We start from the raw sequence: 14715 nt of genomic DNA, 5'->3' as shown, positions 1-14715 counted from the left end.
TTTTTATTATTCGCGTCTTAGGTTTTGCAAAACCAATAATGGAATTGATATTTTTAAACTTATTTTATCTATTGTAGATTGAAACAATATATTTTCTAAATAAGAATGCTGTGTATTTACCAGGATTAAAAAATCTATATTATTATCGGTAACATAAGTATTAATCGCAGTTTCAATTTTCTTACTATCTGTAGTATGATAGCTAATTTTATTTTCACATATTGTTTCTTCAATAAATGCTTTATTATCTTCTTGTCGGAAAGACAATTTGTTAATTTTAGACACATAAAGCATATCTATTTTTGTTCTATAAGGAGAAAGGAGATCACAGAGTAATTTTAACTCTCTTCTTTTATAAGGTATTAAGTAATTTGTAGGAAACAATGCATGTTTAGGCTTCTCATAGCTATAATTTTGAGGAATAGCCAACACAGGACATTGCACATATTTTAAAACCTGTAATGTATTGCTTCCAAAGGTTAGGTGGCTGTGATTAGATTTTCCTTTTGTTCCCATAACAACAAGGTCTATATTTTTACTATCTACAATTATATCGGATTGGTCAAGTAAGGAATTATATGCAGATATGGTAAAATAAGTGAATCTGGGGTTTGGAGAAATTTCTTTTACCTTTGCCAACAGATTTGCTAAGTTTTCTTCAGATTGCTGTTTAACGCTTTCTACAATAGCACTAAAATCTGTTCTATTTACTAAATCTTTATGATTATACACTTCTGCTTCATAAGCATGCATAAAATAGAATTCTGTTTTTTGGTATTTAAAAAACTCTAATGCATAGGCAATAGCATTCATTGCATTGTCTGAAAAATCGGTTGGAACCAGTATCTTTATCATAGCTATATTGTTTATATTTAATTAACTAAATGTAACAATGCATGCTATATAAAACAATGACAAATATCAGTAAAGCAAAGAATTACTATATATAAAAAAAGCCAGATTAAAATCTGGCTTTTTCATGGATTAATAGCAAGTAATTTAATTAATAATGAACATCATATACTCCTTAAATTACATTATAAAATTACTTTAATTAAAAGCAATTTACTATGACTTTTGTCATGTTTTATTTTTATTTTCAACTCTAATGTTTCCCTATTCTAATTGTTATATTTCATGCAATACTAAAAACGGAATATCGGTATGATAACTAATATTTTCTACTTTGTTATGAAATAGTATTTGCTGAAAATAATTAAGATTCTTTGCTACCATTGCAATTAAACCAATATTTCTAGACTCTATAAAGCATTGTATGGCATTTTCTACTTTTTTATTGGTTAGATTATGAAAACTATACTTACTATTATTAAAATAATCTGCTAATAGCTCTTTGTTTTGTTGCTGACTAACATTTAGTTTTTCATCTACATTACTAATGTGTAATATTCTTAAATTTGAAGAATTAGCATCTAATATTTTAGAAAGAGGCAACAAGGTTTGCAGGTTGTAATTTATGGAGTAATCTGTAGGGAACGCAACTTCTTCAATCTTGTTATATTTTGCGTTTTCTGGCACCACCAATGTGGTACACTTCACTTTAGTTATCACATCGCCTGTATTACTACCGGTAATATATTTTTTTAATCCAGATGCACCTTTGGTTCCCATTACAATGACATCAATCTTTTTTTCTTGCACCTGTTCTCTAATAGATTCAATAAAAAAGTTATTATCTGAAATAGTGTAAAGCTTATGATTATTATTGTGTGGTATCTTTTCAGATATTTTTTTTAATAATGCTACCAACTTCTTTTTAGTTGGTTTACTATATACTTCTTGAATAGTTTCTTGACTAGTATCATATGAAGAATCATTAACCACAATATCGCTTAGTTCATTTACATGAAGTAAATAAAAGTTACATGCAGCATTCTCATAAAAATTTAACGCATAAGTAATTGCATTCCATGAGTTGTCTGAAAAGTCTGTTGGTAATAAAATATTATTCATTGATATTCAACTTTAAAACAAAGTTAAATGTAATGCACTTTTTAAAATATGACGAATATCATAATGATACCATTTTAAACGATTTCCTTTAGTTTTTCAAGGTTAACAATGGTAACATTTCTGCCTTCAATTTCAATTAAACCTTGCTTTTTAAAACTAGACATGGTTCTAATTAAAGTTTCTGTTGCAATACCTGCAACACTGGATAAATCACTACGCGAAATTTTTATAGGTTGATTTGGTTTGTTGTTTAATTTTTCGGCAAATTTTAAAATAGTGCTTGCTGTTTTTTTACTTACAGAGCTGTATGCCATTTCTAACAATTGATTTTTTACACCTTTTAAATCGTCTGTGAGTAATTGAATGAGTTCTAAAGTTATTTTATGATTACTATTTAAAACATCTGCAAGTTGTTCTTTAGAAATACCAGCTAATTCTGCGTCTTTAATAACTCCTGCAGATTCTTGGTATGGGATATTTTGAATAAAAGAAGTGTAACCAAATAAATCATCTTCTTTGTGTAATGCTGTTATTAGTTCCTTTCCTTGTTCATCAAATTTGTAACACTTTACAACCCCTTTAGTTACTAAAAATATATAATTAGAGTTTTGACCTTCATTATATATGACGTCGCCTTTTTTAAAACTAAAAGGTTTGCCGTTATCGTCAAAATAGTTTTTAAGATCATTTAATGTTCTTAGTTCATTTTCTTCTTCTTCCGTATTGCTATTTTGCTTATCTCTTATATCTTTTAATATAGAAGCTCTTGCAATTCTACTTTCTATAGCACTTGTAAGCTCTTCTTCTTCAAAGGGCTTGGTGATATAATCGTCTGCACCAAGGTCCATTCCTTTTCTAACATCTTTTCTTTCTGTTTTAGCAGATAAGAATATAAATGGAATGTATTGTGTACTTTCATTTTTAGATAATGCTTCTAAAACACCATAACCATCTAGTTCAGGCATCATTATATCGCAAACTATAATATCTGGAAGCTCTTTAATTGCTGCTTCCACTCCTAATTTACCATTTGCAGCGGTAACCACATTGTAATTAGAAAGTTCTAAAAGTTCGGCTGTGTTTTCTCTTAAAACGATATCATCTTCAATTAATAAAATATTGTTCATTATTTGACTATATTAGGTATTGTAATTATAAATGTAGATCCTTTATTTTCTTCACTTTTAAAGTTTATGCATCCGCCTAAGTTTTCAAAATGGGTTTTAATTATGTTTAGTCCAATTCCTGTTCCTTGTGTTAGCAATGCATTTTCGGCTCTAAAATAACGATTAAAAATATTTTTTTGGTCTTTTTCAGGAATTCCAATGCCATTATCTACTATCTGAATGCTAGTATTTTTGTTATCTTGACTAATAATAATTTTTACAGTAGAATTTTCTGGCGAGTATTTAATAGCGTTATTTACTAGGTTGGACAATGCTAGTTCAATAATTTTTTCGTCTTGAGTTAGCGAAATATGATCAATATTTTCTGGATAACTAATTTTTTGTCCAAGCTTTAAAAGCATATTAGCACTATAAACCACTTCGTTTACCACTTTACTTAATTTAAAAGTACTCACCTTATAATTAACATTACCCGTTTCTAATTTTTCAATAGATAAAAAATCATTTAAAATATTATTAAGATAGTGCACTTTATTGGTAATCGTTTCTATATGCTTATCCCTTTTTTCTTGTTGTTCTTCTAGTTTATATTTACTTAAGAGCATTGTAGAAGTCAATATCCCACTTAATGGCGTTTTAAATTCATGAGATACTAGCGATAGAAATTTCGTTTTTAATTCGTTAAGTTCTATTTCTTTTTTAAGTGCATTTTTTATTTTGTTTTCCGCTTCAATTCGCTTTTTATTTTCTGCATCCAACTCTATATTTACAACTTTTAATTTATCTATTGTAGTACTTAACTCTTTGGTTCTTTGGGATACTTTTTCTTCCAACTCTTCATTTAATTGCTGGATTTCCATTTCTTGTTGCTTTCGTACAGAAATATCAATTACCAAAGCCATTATATACCCTTCTCCATCCATTTCAAATGGATTTAATCCAGCCTCGACAGGAAAACTACTTCCATCTTTTCGTGCTCCATACAAATCACGACCTCTTCCCATTGGCCTACTTTCTTTGTGTTTCATGAAACCATTAAAATGCGCTCCGTGTCCTGCATGATAGTTTTTTGGAATAAGAATACTTAACGTTTGGTTTAAAAGTTTTCCTTTTTGGTAACCAAACATGACCTCTGCCGAAGAGTTTGTAAACACAATATTCTGCTGTTCGTCTACTACAATCACACCTTCAGAAACAGCTTCAAAAAGTACATTAAAAATCTCTTGATCTATTTTAAACATATATAACGCTAAGTTTTAATACTGCTTTAAAAATACAAAACTATATGTGCTAAACCATACATATTTAATTCTAATAACTGATTAATATCATAATTTAATCGCTAACAAGTAATTAGATTTATACTTGCAAATCTGTGAAAGATGAAAAAGAAAAAAAAATTAACTCATAATTTTTATCAAAACTTAGGAAAATTATTTTACGCCATAGCTGCTGCAGACAACAATGTGGCACCTTTAGAGGTTGAAACCTTAAAACAAATCGTGAAATTAGATTGGTTAAAAGTAGATTGTTTAGAGGATGAATTTGGTTCTGATGCGGCTTACCAAATGGAATTTGTTTTCGATTTACTGCATCGTGAAAACAATTTAGATGCAGAAAACTGCTACTCCGATTTTATACATTATAAAAATGAACAAAACCATTTATTCACAGAAGCTATTAAACAGTTAATATTACAGACTGCCAATGCGATAGCAAATAGTTTTGCTGGTAAAAATAAATCGGAACTTATATTACTTGCTAAACTTGAAATTGAATTAAAGAAAACAGATATATAACTTTAAAATAATCAAAAATAATAAGATCATGAAAAAATTAATATCACTATTCGCATTATTACTAATCCCACTTTTAGGGTTTACACAAACCATGGAAAACTTAGACTACATTTCCACATTTAATGAGGACTTAGCCGCTATTAAAAAAGATAACCAATGGGCATTTATAAATAAAGAAGGTACCGTCGTTATAGATTTTCGAGATGATGTGGTGGAAACGAAAACAGAAGCTGGTAACTATCCAATATTTAATAACGAAAGATGTTTAATCAAACAAAAAAAAGATGGCATTAACTATTATGGCTTTATCGATACATCTGGAAAAACCGTTATTGAACCTCAGTTTTTAAATGCTACTACTTTTAACAACAACTACGCTATTGCTTTAGAATTAGTTAAAGTAGATTTAGGCAGAAATAATCTGCTTAACAAGGAAATAGTGGAATACAAATATTTTCAAGTTGTTATAGATACTTCCGGAAAGATTAAAACCTATTTAACAGAAGCAATTCCAGTAGAATTATCCGCTACAAATTTAAAGAAAGCACCAGCGATTACATCTCAGTTCATTTCCGAAAAACTAGTAGCTGTAATGACAAAAAACAAGCAATGGAATCTTAAAAAAATAGACTAACATTACATGAGATATTTATTTGTCCCTGCTATACTTTTCTTTTGTATTTCCTGTTCTAAAAATGAAGATAAAATCCTTCCTATTGAACAAGATTTAACCGAATCTGTATATACTTCTGTTACGGTACAACCGGATAGCTTATACCAAGCTTACGCCATTGTTTCTGGTATTTTAGACAGGAATCTTGTGGAAGAAGGGGATATCGTTAAAAAAAACGAAGCTATCGCTCAAATAATAAATAATACACCAATTTTAAATACCCAAAACGCGAAACTATCTTTAGATTTAGCGAAAGAAAATTACAATGGAAGCGCTGCCATTTTAGCCGGAATTAAAGATGAAATAGAAGCTGCTAACCTAAAATATAAAAATGATTCTATTAACTTTTTCAGACAACAAAACCTTTGGAAACAAAGCATAGGATCTAAAGCAGAATTTGATGCAAAACAGTTAAACTACCAACTATCGAAAAACAATTTAACAGTACTTAAAAACAAATATAATCAAACTAAAAACCAGTTAAGCACAAGTGTAAAACAAGCACATAATGTCTATCAAACGTCATTAATTAGCACGAAAGATTTTACTGTAAAAAGCGCTATAAACGGTAAAGTATATGCGCTTTACAAAGAATCTGGCGAATTAGTAAATACCATAGAACCTGTAGCCTCTATTGGTAGTGCCTCCACATTTATCATGGATATGTTAGTAGATGAAGTAGACATTGTTAAAATTGTAAAAAACCAAGATGTTTTAATCACTCTCGATGCTTATAGTGGTAATGTAATAAAAGGAAAAGTATCTAAAATATATCCTAAAAAAGACGAACGCAACCAAACCTTTAAAGTGGAAGCTGTATTTGTAAATCCTCCAAAAGTACTTTACCCAGGACTTTCGGGTGAAGCCAACATTATAATATCTAAAAAGGAAAAAGTTTTAACGGTTCCAAAAAATTACATCACAGATAATAACCAAGTGAAAACCGACGATGGTTTAGTACCTATTACTACCGGTTTAGGAAACATGGAGTTTATTGAAGTCTTAAGCGGAATCACCAAAGACACCTATATCTATAAACCAGAATAATGGTAAACTGGACCGTCATAATAGACATTGCAAAAAAGCAATTATTAACCAAATTTAAGTCTACTGCCATTGCTGCTTTAGGTGTTACTTTTGGTATTGGTGCATACATTACTTTGGTTAGCTTTATGACAGGTTTAAATAATATGTTGGACGATTTAATTTTAAATCAAACCCCTCACATTCATATATATAATGAAATTGAACCTTCAAAAAAGCAACCAGTAGATATATATGATGCTTTTAAAAACAGCTTTAATGTGGTACATTCTATTAAACCTAAATTAAGTCAGAAAAAAATCCATAATGCCTCACCAATCATTCAATTTTTAAATAAAAACGAAGATGTAAAAGGTGCCATACCACAAATAAAAACACAAATATTCTACATAGCTGGATCTATTGAAATAGCTGGAAACTTAACAGGAATACAACCAATTGATGAAGCTCGATTATTTAATTTTAGAGATTACATTATTGCAGGTTCTCCAGAAAAACTTAAAAACACAGAAAACGGTATTTTATTAGGTTCTGGTATTGCAAAAAAAATGGCATTATCTGTTGGAGACAGAGTACAAATAAGCACTATAAAAGGAGATATATTCCCCTTAAAAATTGTGGGGCTTTACCAAAGTGGTGTTTCTGATATTGATGCGATTCAAAGTTTTGTAAACCTAAAAACGGTACAACGTATTTTAGGGGAAGCACAAAATTATATCACAGATATTAATGTGAAGCTTTATGATATCGAAAAAGCATTACCCTTATCTAAAAAAACAGAACAACAATTTAATGTAACGGCAATAGATATTAAAACTGCAAATGCACAATTTGAAACAGGAACAGATGTTAGAAATCTTATTACTTACGCCGTTTCTATAGCCTTATTAATAGTTGCTGGTTTTGGTGTATATAATATTTTAAGCATGCTTATTTATGAAAAAATGAATGACATTGCCATTTTAAAAGCAATCGGTTTTTCAGGTAATGATGTGCAGTATATTTTCATGAGTCAAGCGTTGATAATTGGTGTCATTGGTGGTGCTCTAGGACTCTTAATAGGCTTAATATTTACAAATATAATTAGCACTATTCCGTTTAAAACAGAAGCATTAGCCAAAGTAGATACGTATCCTATTGATTTTAATGTTTGGTATTATGTAATAGGTTTTTCTTTTGCAATCATCTCTACTTTTTTCGCAGGCTATTTGCCATCACTAAAAGCAAAAAAAATAGATCCAGTAAAAATAATACGAGGACAATAATGGAAACAGTTCTAGAAGCAAAAAATATAAACAAATACTTTAAAAAGCCTGTGCTTTTTCATGTGCTTAAGGATATTAACTTTAAAATTAATAAAGGAGAATTTGTTTCCATTATGGGAAAATCTGGTTGTGGAAAATCTACCTTATTGTACATTTTATCTACTATGGATACAGAATACGAAGGAGAACTGTATTTGAATAACGATTTGATAACGGGAGACAGCAGACAAAAATTAACGCTAATTAGAAATAAACATATTGGCTTTGTATTTCAATTTCATTATTTACTTTCAGAGTTTACCGTATTAGAAAACGTCATGCTTCCTGCCAAAAAACTAGGAGAAAAAAGCGTTAAAGAAATTGAAAAAGATGCACTTGAAAAACTAAGAATTTTAAACATCGAACATTTGGCACATAAGCGCGCATCTCAAGTCTCTGGTGGCGAAAAACAACGTGTTGCAATAGCAAGAGCACTGATCAATAATCCATTAATAATTATGGGTGACGAGCCAACAGGAAACTTAGATAGTCATAATGCAGATAATGTCTTTAATATATTTAAAAAGCTAAGTGTAGAGGAAAACCTTTCCTTATTAATTGTAACCCATGATGAAGATTTTGCCAATCGCACCGATAGAATTATCACGATGGAGGATGGTAAAATAATTCACGAATAATTAATTACTCAAACTGATATTAATCAGTTAAAGCTATTACTTTTATGAGTAAATTTATAGTTATTAAAATAGTTAGGTATGAAAACAAAACAAGAATTATATAGGCAGATTACCCAATTAACCACTAATATAGAAACTAATTATCCCGAATTGTATACTTTCTTATTAGAAGAACCGGTTACAATTCCTTCGGAAGAACATCCACATGTAGGTATTCCAGAATTGCAAAATTATTTGGAAACCTTAGAACAAGAGCTAAAACACCACATAGAAACTCATAAATTGAAATAAATGGCAGCTATAGATTATTATAAAACACTTGGAGTCTCTAAAACAGCGTCAGAAAAAGATATAAAAAAAGCATACAGAAAACTAGCACGCAAGCATCATCCAGACTTAAACCCGAATGATAAAGAAGCGGAAAAGAAGTTTAAAGAAATTAATGAGGCTAATGAAGTATTGAGTAATCCTGAAAATCGTAAAAAATACGATAAGTATGGAGAGCATTGGCAAAACTCGGAAGCCTACGAACAAGCAAAACAGCAGCAACAGCAACAAAGAGCATATCAAGGGCAAGCAGGAGGTTCTGGAGGTTATAGCGAGAGAGATTTTGAAGATATTTTTGGCAACATGTTTGGAGGTCAATCTTCAGGAAGAAGAAGCCAAGGAAATTCTAGATTTAGAGGCCAAGATTTTAATGCAGAACTTCAGTTAGATCTTAAAGATGTTTACGAAGAGCACAAGCGTACACTTACTGTAAATAATAAAAACATACGAATTACTATTCCTGCTGGTGTAGAAAACGGACAAACCATTAAGATTAAAGGGCATGGTGGAAAAGGTGTTAATGGTGGTCCGAATGGCGATTTACTAATTCAGTTTTCTATTCAGAATCACACAAAATTCAAAAGAGATAAAGACAACCTTTATACCACTGTAGATTTAGATTTATACACCGCAATGCTTGGTGGCGATTTAATGGTAGACACGTTTACCGGTAAAGTTAAGTTAACAGTCAAACCAGAAACACAAAACGGAACGAAAGTGAAGTTGAAAGGAAAAGGGTTTCCGAAGTACAAAAAATCAGGACAATTTGGTGATTTATACATAACCTATCAAATAAAAACGCCGACAAAACTTACAGATAAAGAGAAAGAATTATTTACAGAACTTCAAAAACTAAGATAATTATGGAAGTAACAGATTTAATTTCTATAACCACCTTTTGTACCCATTATAATGTGCCAGTAACGTTTATTAATGATTTACAAGATTATGAACTGATAGAGATTGTGGTTTCAGATGATGATAATTATATTAAAACAACACAACTTAACGAGCTTGAAAAATTAATGCGTTTGCACTTTGATCTTAATATAAATTTAGAAGGTTTAGATGCTGTATATAATTTATTAGAACGTGTAGAAAACCTGCAAAGTGAAGTAATATCCCTTCAGAATACATTAAGACTTTACGAAGATTTATAGACCACAATAATGGAGAACATACAGCAATTATTTCAAGAGTATCCTCTTGTAAAAATTATTCTTAAATACATTATAATCGTTGCATTTGTACTGTTGTGTATTCAGTTTATTAGAAGATTTTTAAAACGAAATATTGCCAATACTTCGGTAAGATATAAGTCGCAAAAAGGTGTAGAATTACTAGGCTATTTTATACTAGCCTTTATTACCATTTTATATTTTACTGGAAGCATTAAAGACTTTACCGTTACGCTAGGATTGCTTTCCGCAGGATTAGCATTTACACTACAAGAGTTAATATTAAGCATTGCAGGTTCTGTATATATCTTTATTGTAAAAGTATATGAACCCGGAGATCGAATAGAAATTAATGGCATAAAAGGAGATGTTATTGATGTCGATAGTATTTACACCACCATGATGGAAATTGGACAATGGGTGGAAAGTGATAATTACACCGGTAGAATTGTAAAACTGAGCAATGCATTTGTGTTTAAAGGACCGGTTTATAACTACTCTAAAGATTTCCCTTTTATTTGGGACGAGTTTAATTTACCCATACGATATGGCTCTGACATAGAACTTGCGAAAACTATAATTATAGGAGCAGCAACAAGTACCCTTACCGAATATACGAAAGCATCTAAAGACCAATGGAAGGAAGTTGTAAATAAATATTATGTTGAAGATGCTATGGTAGAACCTACACTAGCAACTACATTAACAGACAATTGGATACAATTTAATCTAAGATATATCGTCGATTATAAAAAAAGACGATACACAAAACACGTATTAAACGATATTATTAGAAAAGAAATTGAAGCTACAAATGGTAAAGTCATTTTAGCATCTGCTACTATTGAATTAATTAAAATACCTGAAATAGAAATTAAAAAATAACCATTTTTTAGAGTTTTCAAACGATTATGCGAAGCCATTCTATATTTAAAATAGTCCTACTATGCCTAGCAATTTTGGTTATTGATTCCCTTGCTTTTTATTGGCTACAATCAATTACACAACTTATTCCATATCCCTTTTTAACGACAGTAATTCATATACTTTTTTGGGTATTTACAGTAGGTTTAATTACAGCGATTATGGTCTTAAAAATAAGACTTGATCATGTAGACCAAAAGAAAAAACAATTACTTATATCTTCTTTATACGGACTTACTGTATCTTCTTTTATTCCTAAAATAATTTTTATAATTGTAATTTCTATCCTCTATTTTTCAAACTATATATTAACAGAAAGACAGTCGCTTATTGTGATTCCTTTGATAGGTTTATTCTCTGGTTTTCTACCTTTTTTTGTTATTGTAAATGCGATATTTAAATCTGCTTATCATTTTAAAATACATCATATAAAAGTTACTTTTAAAAACCTTCCAAAGTCTTTTGACGGGTTAAAAATCATACAAATTTCGGATTTACATTTAGGGAGTTTTAATTATCGATACCATCTATTAGAAAAGGCAGTAAAAAAAATAAATCATGAAAATGCAGATTATATATGCTTTACTGGAGATTTGGTAAATAATTATGCTTGGGAATTAAATGGTTGGGAAAACACCTTAGGAAAACTAACCGCAAAAAAAGGTAAATATGCCATTTTAGGAAATCATGATTATGGAGACTATAGTAATTGGGATACGGAAGAAGAAAAGGAAGCAAATTTTAAAACGATAAAAGCGTTTTTCAACAAAATAGATTTTAATCTTTTATTAAATGAAGCACATATAATTGCTCGTAATAAAGAAAGAATAGCCATTCTTGGTATTGAAAACTGGGGAAATCCACCGTTTAAAAAATATGGTGATTTACAAAAAACGTTAAGCGAAGTCCAAACTATTCCTTTTAAAATATTATTATCTCATGATCCAACACATTGGAATGAAGAGGTTATTGATAAAACCGATATAGCCTTAACCCTATCTGGTCATACACACGGCATGCAGGCAGGAATAAAAATTAAAAAGAAAGAATGGAGTCCTATTAAATATAAACACAAACATTGGGCTGGCTTATACCAACATCACTCGCAATACCTTTATGTTAATCGTGGTTTGGGCTGGCTAGGCTTTCCTGGAAGAATTGGTATGCGACCAGAAATAACATGTATAGAATTAAAAAGAAAGCTGTAGGCATAGACTGATATTTATCATAGGCGTCTTCAAATAGTATTTATACTTTTAATACTATATAATAGTAACTTTAAATTCCAATAACATGAAAAAAGTAATTCTTGGTTTATTTATTTTTGGTTTAACTATGCATTTATATGCTCAAGAGCCTACAATCACCGAATTAGAAGAAGTTGTATTGGTAAATACCAATTATAAATATATTAATGGCACAGATGCTGAAGACTTAGCCATTCCTGTGGAAGAATTAGAACTGAAAGCAGCAAATTTTGATATTAAAACATTAGATGTTTATACGGATGAATATGATTTCTATGATGTATATTTTATTATACCTGAAGGAAAAATTCTTGCAACGTATGATAATGATGGGAATATTCTAAGAACTGCTGAAAAATTTAAGGATATAGATTTACCGATTTCTGTAGTAAAAGCTGTTTTCAAAAGATTTCCAAAATGGGATATTACAAAAGATGTATATTTAGTAAACTATAAAGAAGGTGAAATTGCGAAGAAAAAATATAAACTCACTTTAATTAATGGAGATAAGCGTATAAAAGTGAAAGTAGATGCAGAAGGGAATTTTCTTTAAAAGCACTAAAAATCAATACCATTGACAATTAAATCAAAATAGCTATGTTTAAAAATTTAGAAAAAAAAGAAATCGATTATATTTTAGAAAACAATTATATTGGTCAGTTAGGATACATATTTAACAGCGCACCTTATGTAGTGCCTATTACTTATTTTTTTGATAAAGAAAACAACGCGATAATATGCTATTCTGGAGATGGACACAAAATGAATGCGATGCGTAAAAACCCTACAGTTTCTTTGCTAGTTGCAGATGTTGACAATGTAACCAATTGGAAATCTGTCTTAGTGCATGGTAAATTTGAGCAACATTTTGGGAGTGATGCAAAAGCCTATTTACACAAATTCTCCTTAGGAATTAAAGACATTATTTTAGAGAAAGAACAAAGTAAAGCCAACTTTATTAGCGACTTTTCTAGTAAGATTTATAAGGACGATATTCCTGCTGTATTTTTAATAAACATTGGAGAAATAACAGGTAAAAAACGTTTAGATTTTAAAGCGTAAAATTTAAAATAGAGATATAAAAAAAAGAGCTAATATGTAGCTCTTTTTTTTATGGATACAATTCTATATTAATTGTTTAAATATCTATTAAACAAACTGACTTGTAATGCACGTTTTGCATCTTGAAACAACTGCTTCACTTCTTTTATTGTAGATTTTCTTACTACTGCAATTTCTTCGAACGACAGGTACTCATTTGTAAACAACTCAAAAACTTGACGCATTGCAAAAGGCAAATTACTCACTACAAAAGCAGTATGATTTTTTATCGTGTCTTGCTTTAGGTGTTTATCTATTTCATCTATAAAAGCAACTTCATTATCTTCTACAAAAACAGGTTTTAATTCATAATCGTTATGGTTATAAGAGCTATCGCTTAGCTCTTCTATTAGCAATAAATCTCCATCTGCATCCTTTGTATATTTTTCTTCCATGGCGTCCCATTCTGGTTTTGAATAGGTATCAATATTCTTGAAGAAAAACTCATTAAATTCTTCTTCTACTTTAATATCTTCCATTATTTCATCTGCTTTTAAATACAACCAAGCATAGAAATCTTTTTCCTGTTTTACATCTTCAATATGATCGTAAATTTCAATAAAAAGCTGATCAATAATATCGTCTCCTTTGTATTTTCCTTTAGAAAAATTACCGTTTTTTATAAAAGCATTTAAGCTTCTATTTATATAATTTCTTAAGGTTGGCAATATTTTTAAAACCAAAGCATTAAAGGCCTCTTTATCTCCTTCATTCTTTAATTTAAGAAGACTAGTGTAAGACTGTTGTACGAATAAACGGTACTCTTGTTTGTTTTGGTAATAACTAATATCTGTTTTCATAATTTCAAGATTTGAAATAAAAATAATAAAAATCAAGATCATAAAAAATGACATTAATCATACCTAACTATCCATTATTTATAATTAATAGCCAAGCTTATTTTTAATGGATGGCACATCCCATTTTATCATTTCCTTTAAAAATTCATCTACTTTTTCTACAATTACTTTTTCGTTAATTTCTTTGGGATTTAGAATACCTAAATCTATGGAGCTGTTTTCGATTGGCATATTTTCAATAATAGGAAACAAAATAAAGACGAAGATATCTCCATTATAAGATTGAGAAAAAACTAATGCAGCTCCTGGAATAAATTGATACGCAGGAATTTTATTGGTACTGCTAATTAAATCTGCAGGAAATGACTCGAAAATAATATTTACTGCTTCATTGCTATTAATCCAATTTAATTGCTGCACTTTCCAGCCAATATGATACTGCTTTGTTATTGTTGTTAAGATTTCTACAAGATTCTTTTTTGTAGTTGTTTCCCATAGCATTTTTTTTTCAACAACAATTTCTATGGATTTTTTATAATCATTAATACGTTCTTCTAAATGTTCAATTTTCATAACATA

18 protein-coding genes are annotated in these 14715 nt (G+C 29.7%); 12 read left to right on the top strand and 6 right to left on the bottom strand.

Translation table 11 applies throughout. From position 1 onward, the window contains the following. Positions 1 to 6 precede the first annotated feature (6 nt). The 4 genes from FG167_RS09015 to FG167_RS09000 all read right to left on the bottom strand — a co-directional run bounded on the left by FG167_RS09015 (position 7) and on the right by FG167_RS09000 (position 4342). On the bottom strand, positions 7 to 855 hold the full coding sequence (locus tag FG167_RS09015) for a universal stress protein (RefSeq protein ID WP_203457992.1): 849 nt from the start codon (positions 853 to 855) through the stop codon (positions 7 to 9). A gap of 273 nt (positions 856 to 1128) precedes the next feature. Then, the gene (locus tag FG167_RS09010; protein WP_203457991.1) at positions 1129 to 1974 is read right to left on the bottom strand and encodes a universal stress protein; all 846 of its coding nucleotides are present in this window, start codon (positions 1972 to 1974) and stop codon (positions 1129 to 1131) included. Positions 1975 to 2048: 74 nt separating this feature from the next. Then, positions 2049 to 3101 (bottom strand): response regulator, encoded by a 1053-nt coding sequence (locus FG167_RS09005; RefSeq protein WP_203457990.1) that lies wholly within the window; start codon positions 3099 to 3101, stop codon positions 2049 to 2051. Next, the gene (locus tag FG167_RS09000; RefSeq protein WP_203457989.1) at positions 3101 to 4342 is read right to left on the bottom strand and encodes a PAS domain-containing sensor histidine kinase; all 1242 of its coding nucleotides are present in this window, start codon (positions 4340 to 4342) and stop codon (positions 3101 to 3103) included. The genes FG167_RS09005 and FG167_RS09000 overlap by 1 nt, the downstream gene beginning before the upstream one ends. Positions 4343 to 4483: 141 nt before the next feature. Here FG167_RS09000 and FG167_RS08995 point away from each other — a divergent pair, with 141 nt between their 5' ends. The 12 genes from FG167_RS08995 (at position 4484) to FG167_RS08940 (ending at position 13297) form a co-directional block, all read left to right on the top strand. After that, entirely contained in the window at positions 4484 to 4900 is a 417-nt protein-coding gene (locus FG167_RS08995; protein ID WP_203457988.1) for a hypothetical protein, read from the top strand. A gap of 28 nt (positions 4901 to 4928) precedes the next feature. Next, positions 4929 to 5534, top strand: coding sequence for a WG repeat-containing protein (locus tag FG167_RS08990; RefSeq protein WP_203457987.1), 606 nt, complete (start codon positions 4929 to 4931; stop codon positions 5532 to 5534). Between the two features lie 6 nt (positions 5535 to 5540). Next, entirely contained in the window at positions 5541 to 6620 is a 1080-nt protein-coding gene (locus tag FG167_RS08985; protein ID WP_203457986.1) for an efflux RND transporter periplasmic adaptor subunit, read from the top strand. Further along, the gene (locus FG167_RS08980; RefSeq protein ID WP_203457985.1) at positions 6620 to 7882 is read left to right on the top strand and encodes an FtsX-like permease family protein; all 1263 of its coding nucleotides are present in this window, start codon (positions 6620 to 6622) and stop codon (positions 7880 to 7882) included. The genes FG167_RS08985 and FG167_RS08980 overlap by 1 nt, the downstream gene beginning before the upstream one ends. Next, the gene (locus FG167_RS08975) at positions 7882 to 8559 is read left to right on the top strand and encodes an ABC transporter ATP-binding protein (RefSeq protein WP_203457984.1); all 678 of its coding nucleotides are present in this window, start codon (positions 7882 to 7884) and stop codon (positions 8557 to 8559) included. Before FG167_RS08980 ends, FG167_RS08975 begins: the two co-directional genes overlap by 1 nt. 78 nt (positions 8560 to 8637) lie before the next feature. Beyond that, positions 8638 to 8850: a hypothetical protein gene (locus FG167_RS08970; RefSeq protein WP_055444500.1), complete on the top strand. Its 213-nt coding sequence runs from the start codon at positions 8638 to 8640 to the stop codon at positions 8848 to 8850. Further along, positions 8851 to 9747 carry a DnaJ C-terminal domain-containing protein gene (locus FG167_RS08965; RefSeq protein WP_055444499.1) on the top strand — a complete coding sequence of 299 codons (897 nt, stop codon included), beginning with the start codon at positions 8851 to 8853 and terminating at the stop codon, positions 9745 to 9747. Between the two features lie 2 nt (positions 9748 to 9749). Then, positions 9750 to 10046, top strand: a complete 297-nt coding sequence (locus tag FG167_RS08960) for a chaperone modulator CbpM (RefSeq protein ID WP_203457983.1) — start codon at positions 9750 to 9752, stop codon at positions 10044 to 10046. 9 nt (positions 10047 to 10055) lie between these two features. Then, positions 10056 to 10949 (top strand): mechanosensitive ion channel family protein, encoded by an 894-nt coding sequence (locus FG167_RS08955; RefSeq protein ID WP_203457982.1) that lies wholly within the window; start codon positions 10056 to 10058, stop codon positions 10947 to 10949. A 200-nt stretch (positions 10950 to 11149) separates the two neighbouring features. Next, on the top strand, positions 11150 to 12196 hold the full coding sequence (locus FG167_RS08950; RefSeq protein WP_239004361.1) for a metallophosphoesterase: 1047 nt from the start codon (positions 11150 to 11152) through the stop codon (positions 12194 to 12196). Positions 12197 to 12281: 85 nt separating this feature from the next. Further along, positions 12282 to 12788 carry a nicotinate-nucleotide adenylyltransferase gene (locus FG167_RS08945; protein WP_203457980.1) on the top strand — a complete coding sequence of 169 codons (507 nt, stop codon included), beginning with the start codon at positions 12282 to 12284 and terminating at the stop codon, positions 12786 to 12788. 44 nt (positions 12789 to 12832) lie between these two features. After that, positions 12833 to 13297: a pyridoxamine 5'-phosphate oxidase family protein gene (locus FG167_RS08940; RefSeq protein ID WP_203457979.1), complete on the top strand. Its 465-nt coding sequence runs from the start codon at positions 12833 to 12835 to the stop codon at positions 13295 to 13297. A 68-nt stretch (positions 13298 to 13365) separates the two neighbouring features. Here the strand turns inward: FG167_RS08940 and FG167_RS08935 are convergent, their stop codons facing one another. Together FG167_RS08935 and FG167_RS08930 are read right to left on the bottom strand one after the other, a co-directional pair. Then, positions 13366 to 14136: an RNA polymerase sigma factor gene (locus FG167_RS08935; protein WP_203457978.1), complete on the bottom strand. Its 771-nt coding sequence runs from the start codon at positions 14134 to 14136 to the stop codon at positions 13366 to 13368. Positions 14137 to 14220: 84 nt separating this feature from the next. Continuing rightward, positions 14221 to 14709: a hypothetical protein gene (locus FG167_RS08930; RefSeq protein WP_203457977.1), complete on the bottom strand. Its 489-nt coding sequence runs from the start codon at positions 14707 to 14709 to the stop codon at positions 14221 to 14223. Positions 14710 to 14715: the final 6 nt, after the last annotated feature.

The sequence above is a fragment of the Lacinutrix sp. WUR7 genome, assembly GCF_016864015.1.
Taxonomy (GTDB): domain Bacteria; phylum Bacteroidota; class Bacteroidia; order Flavobacteriales; family Flavobacteriaceae; genus Oceanihabitans.
Note: the sequence above shows the minus strand (reverse complement) of the source record. Positions and strands in the feature narration are given on the sequence as shown.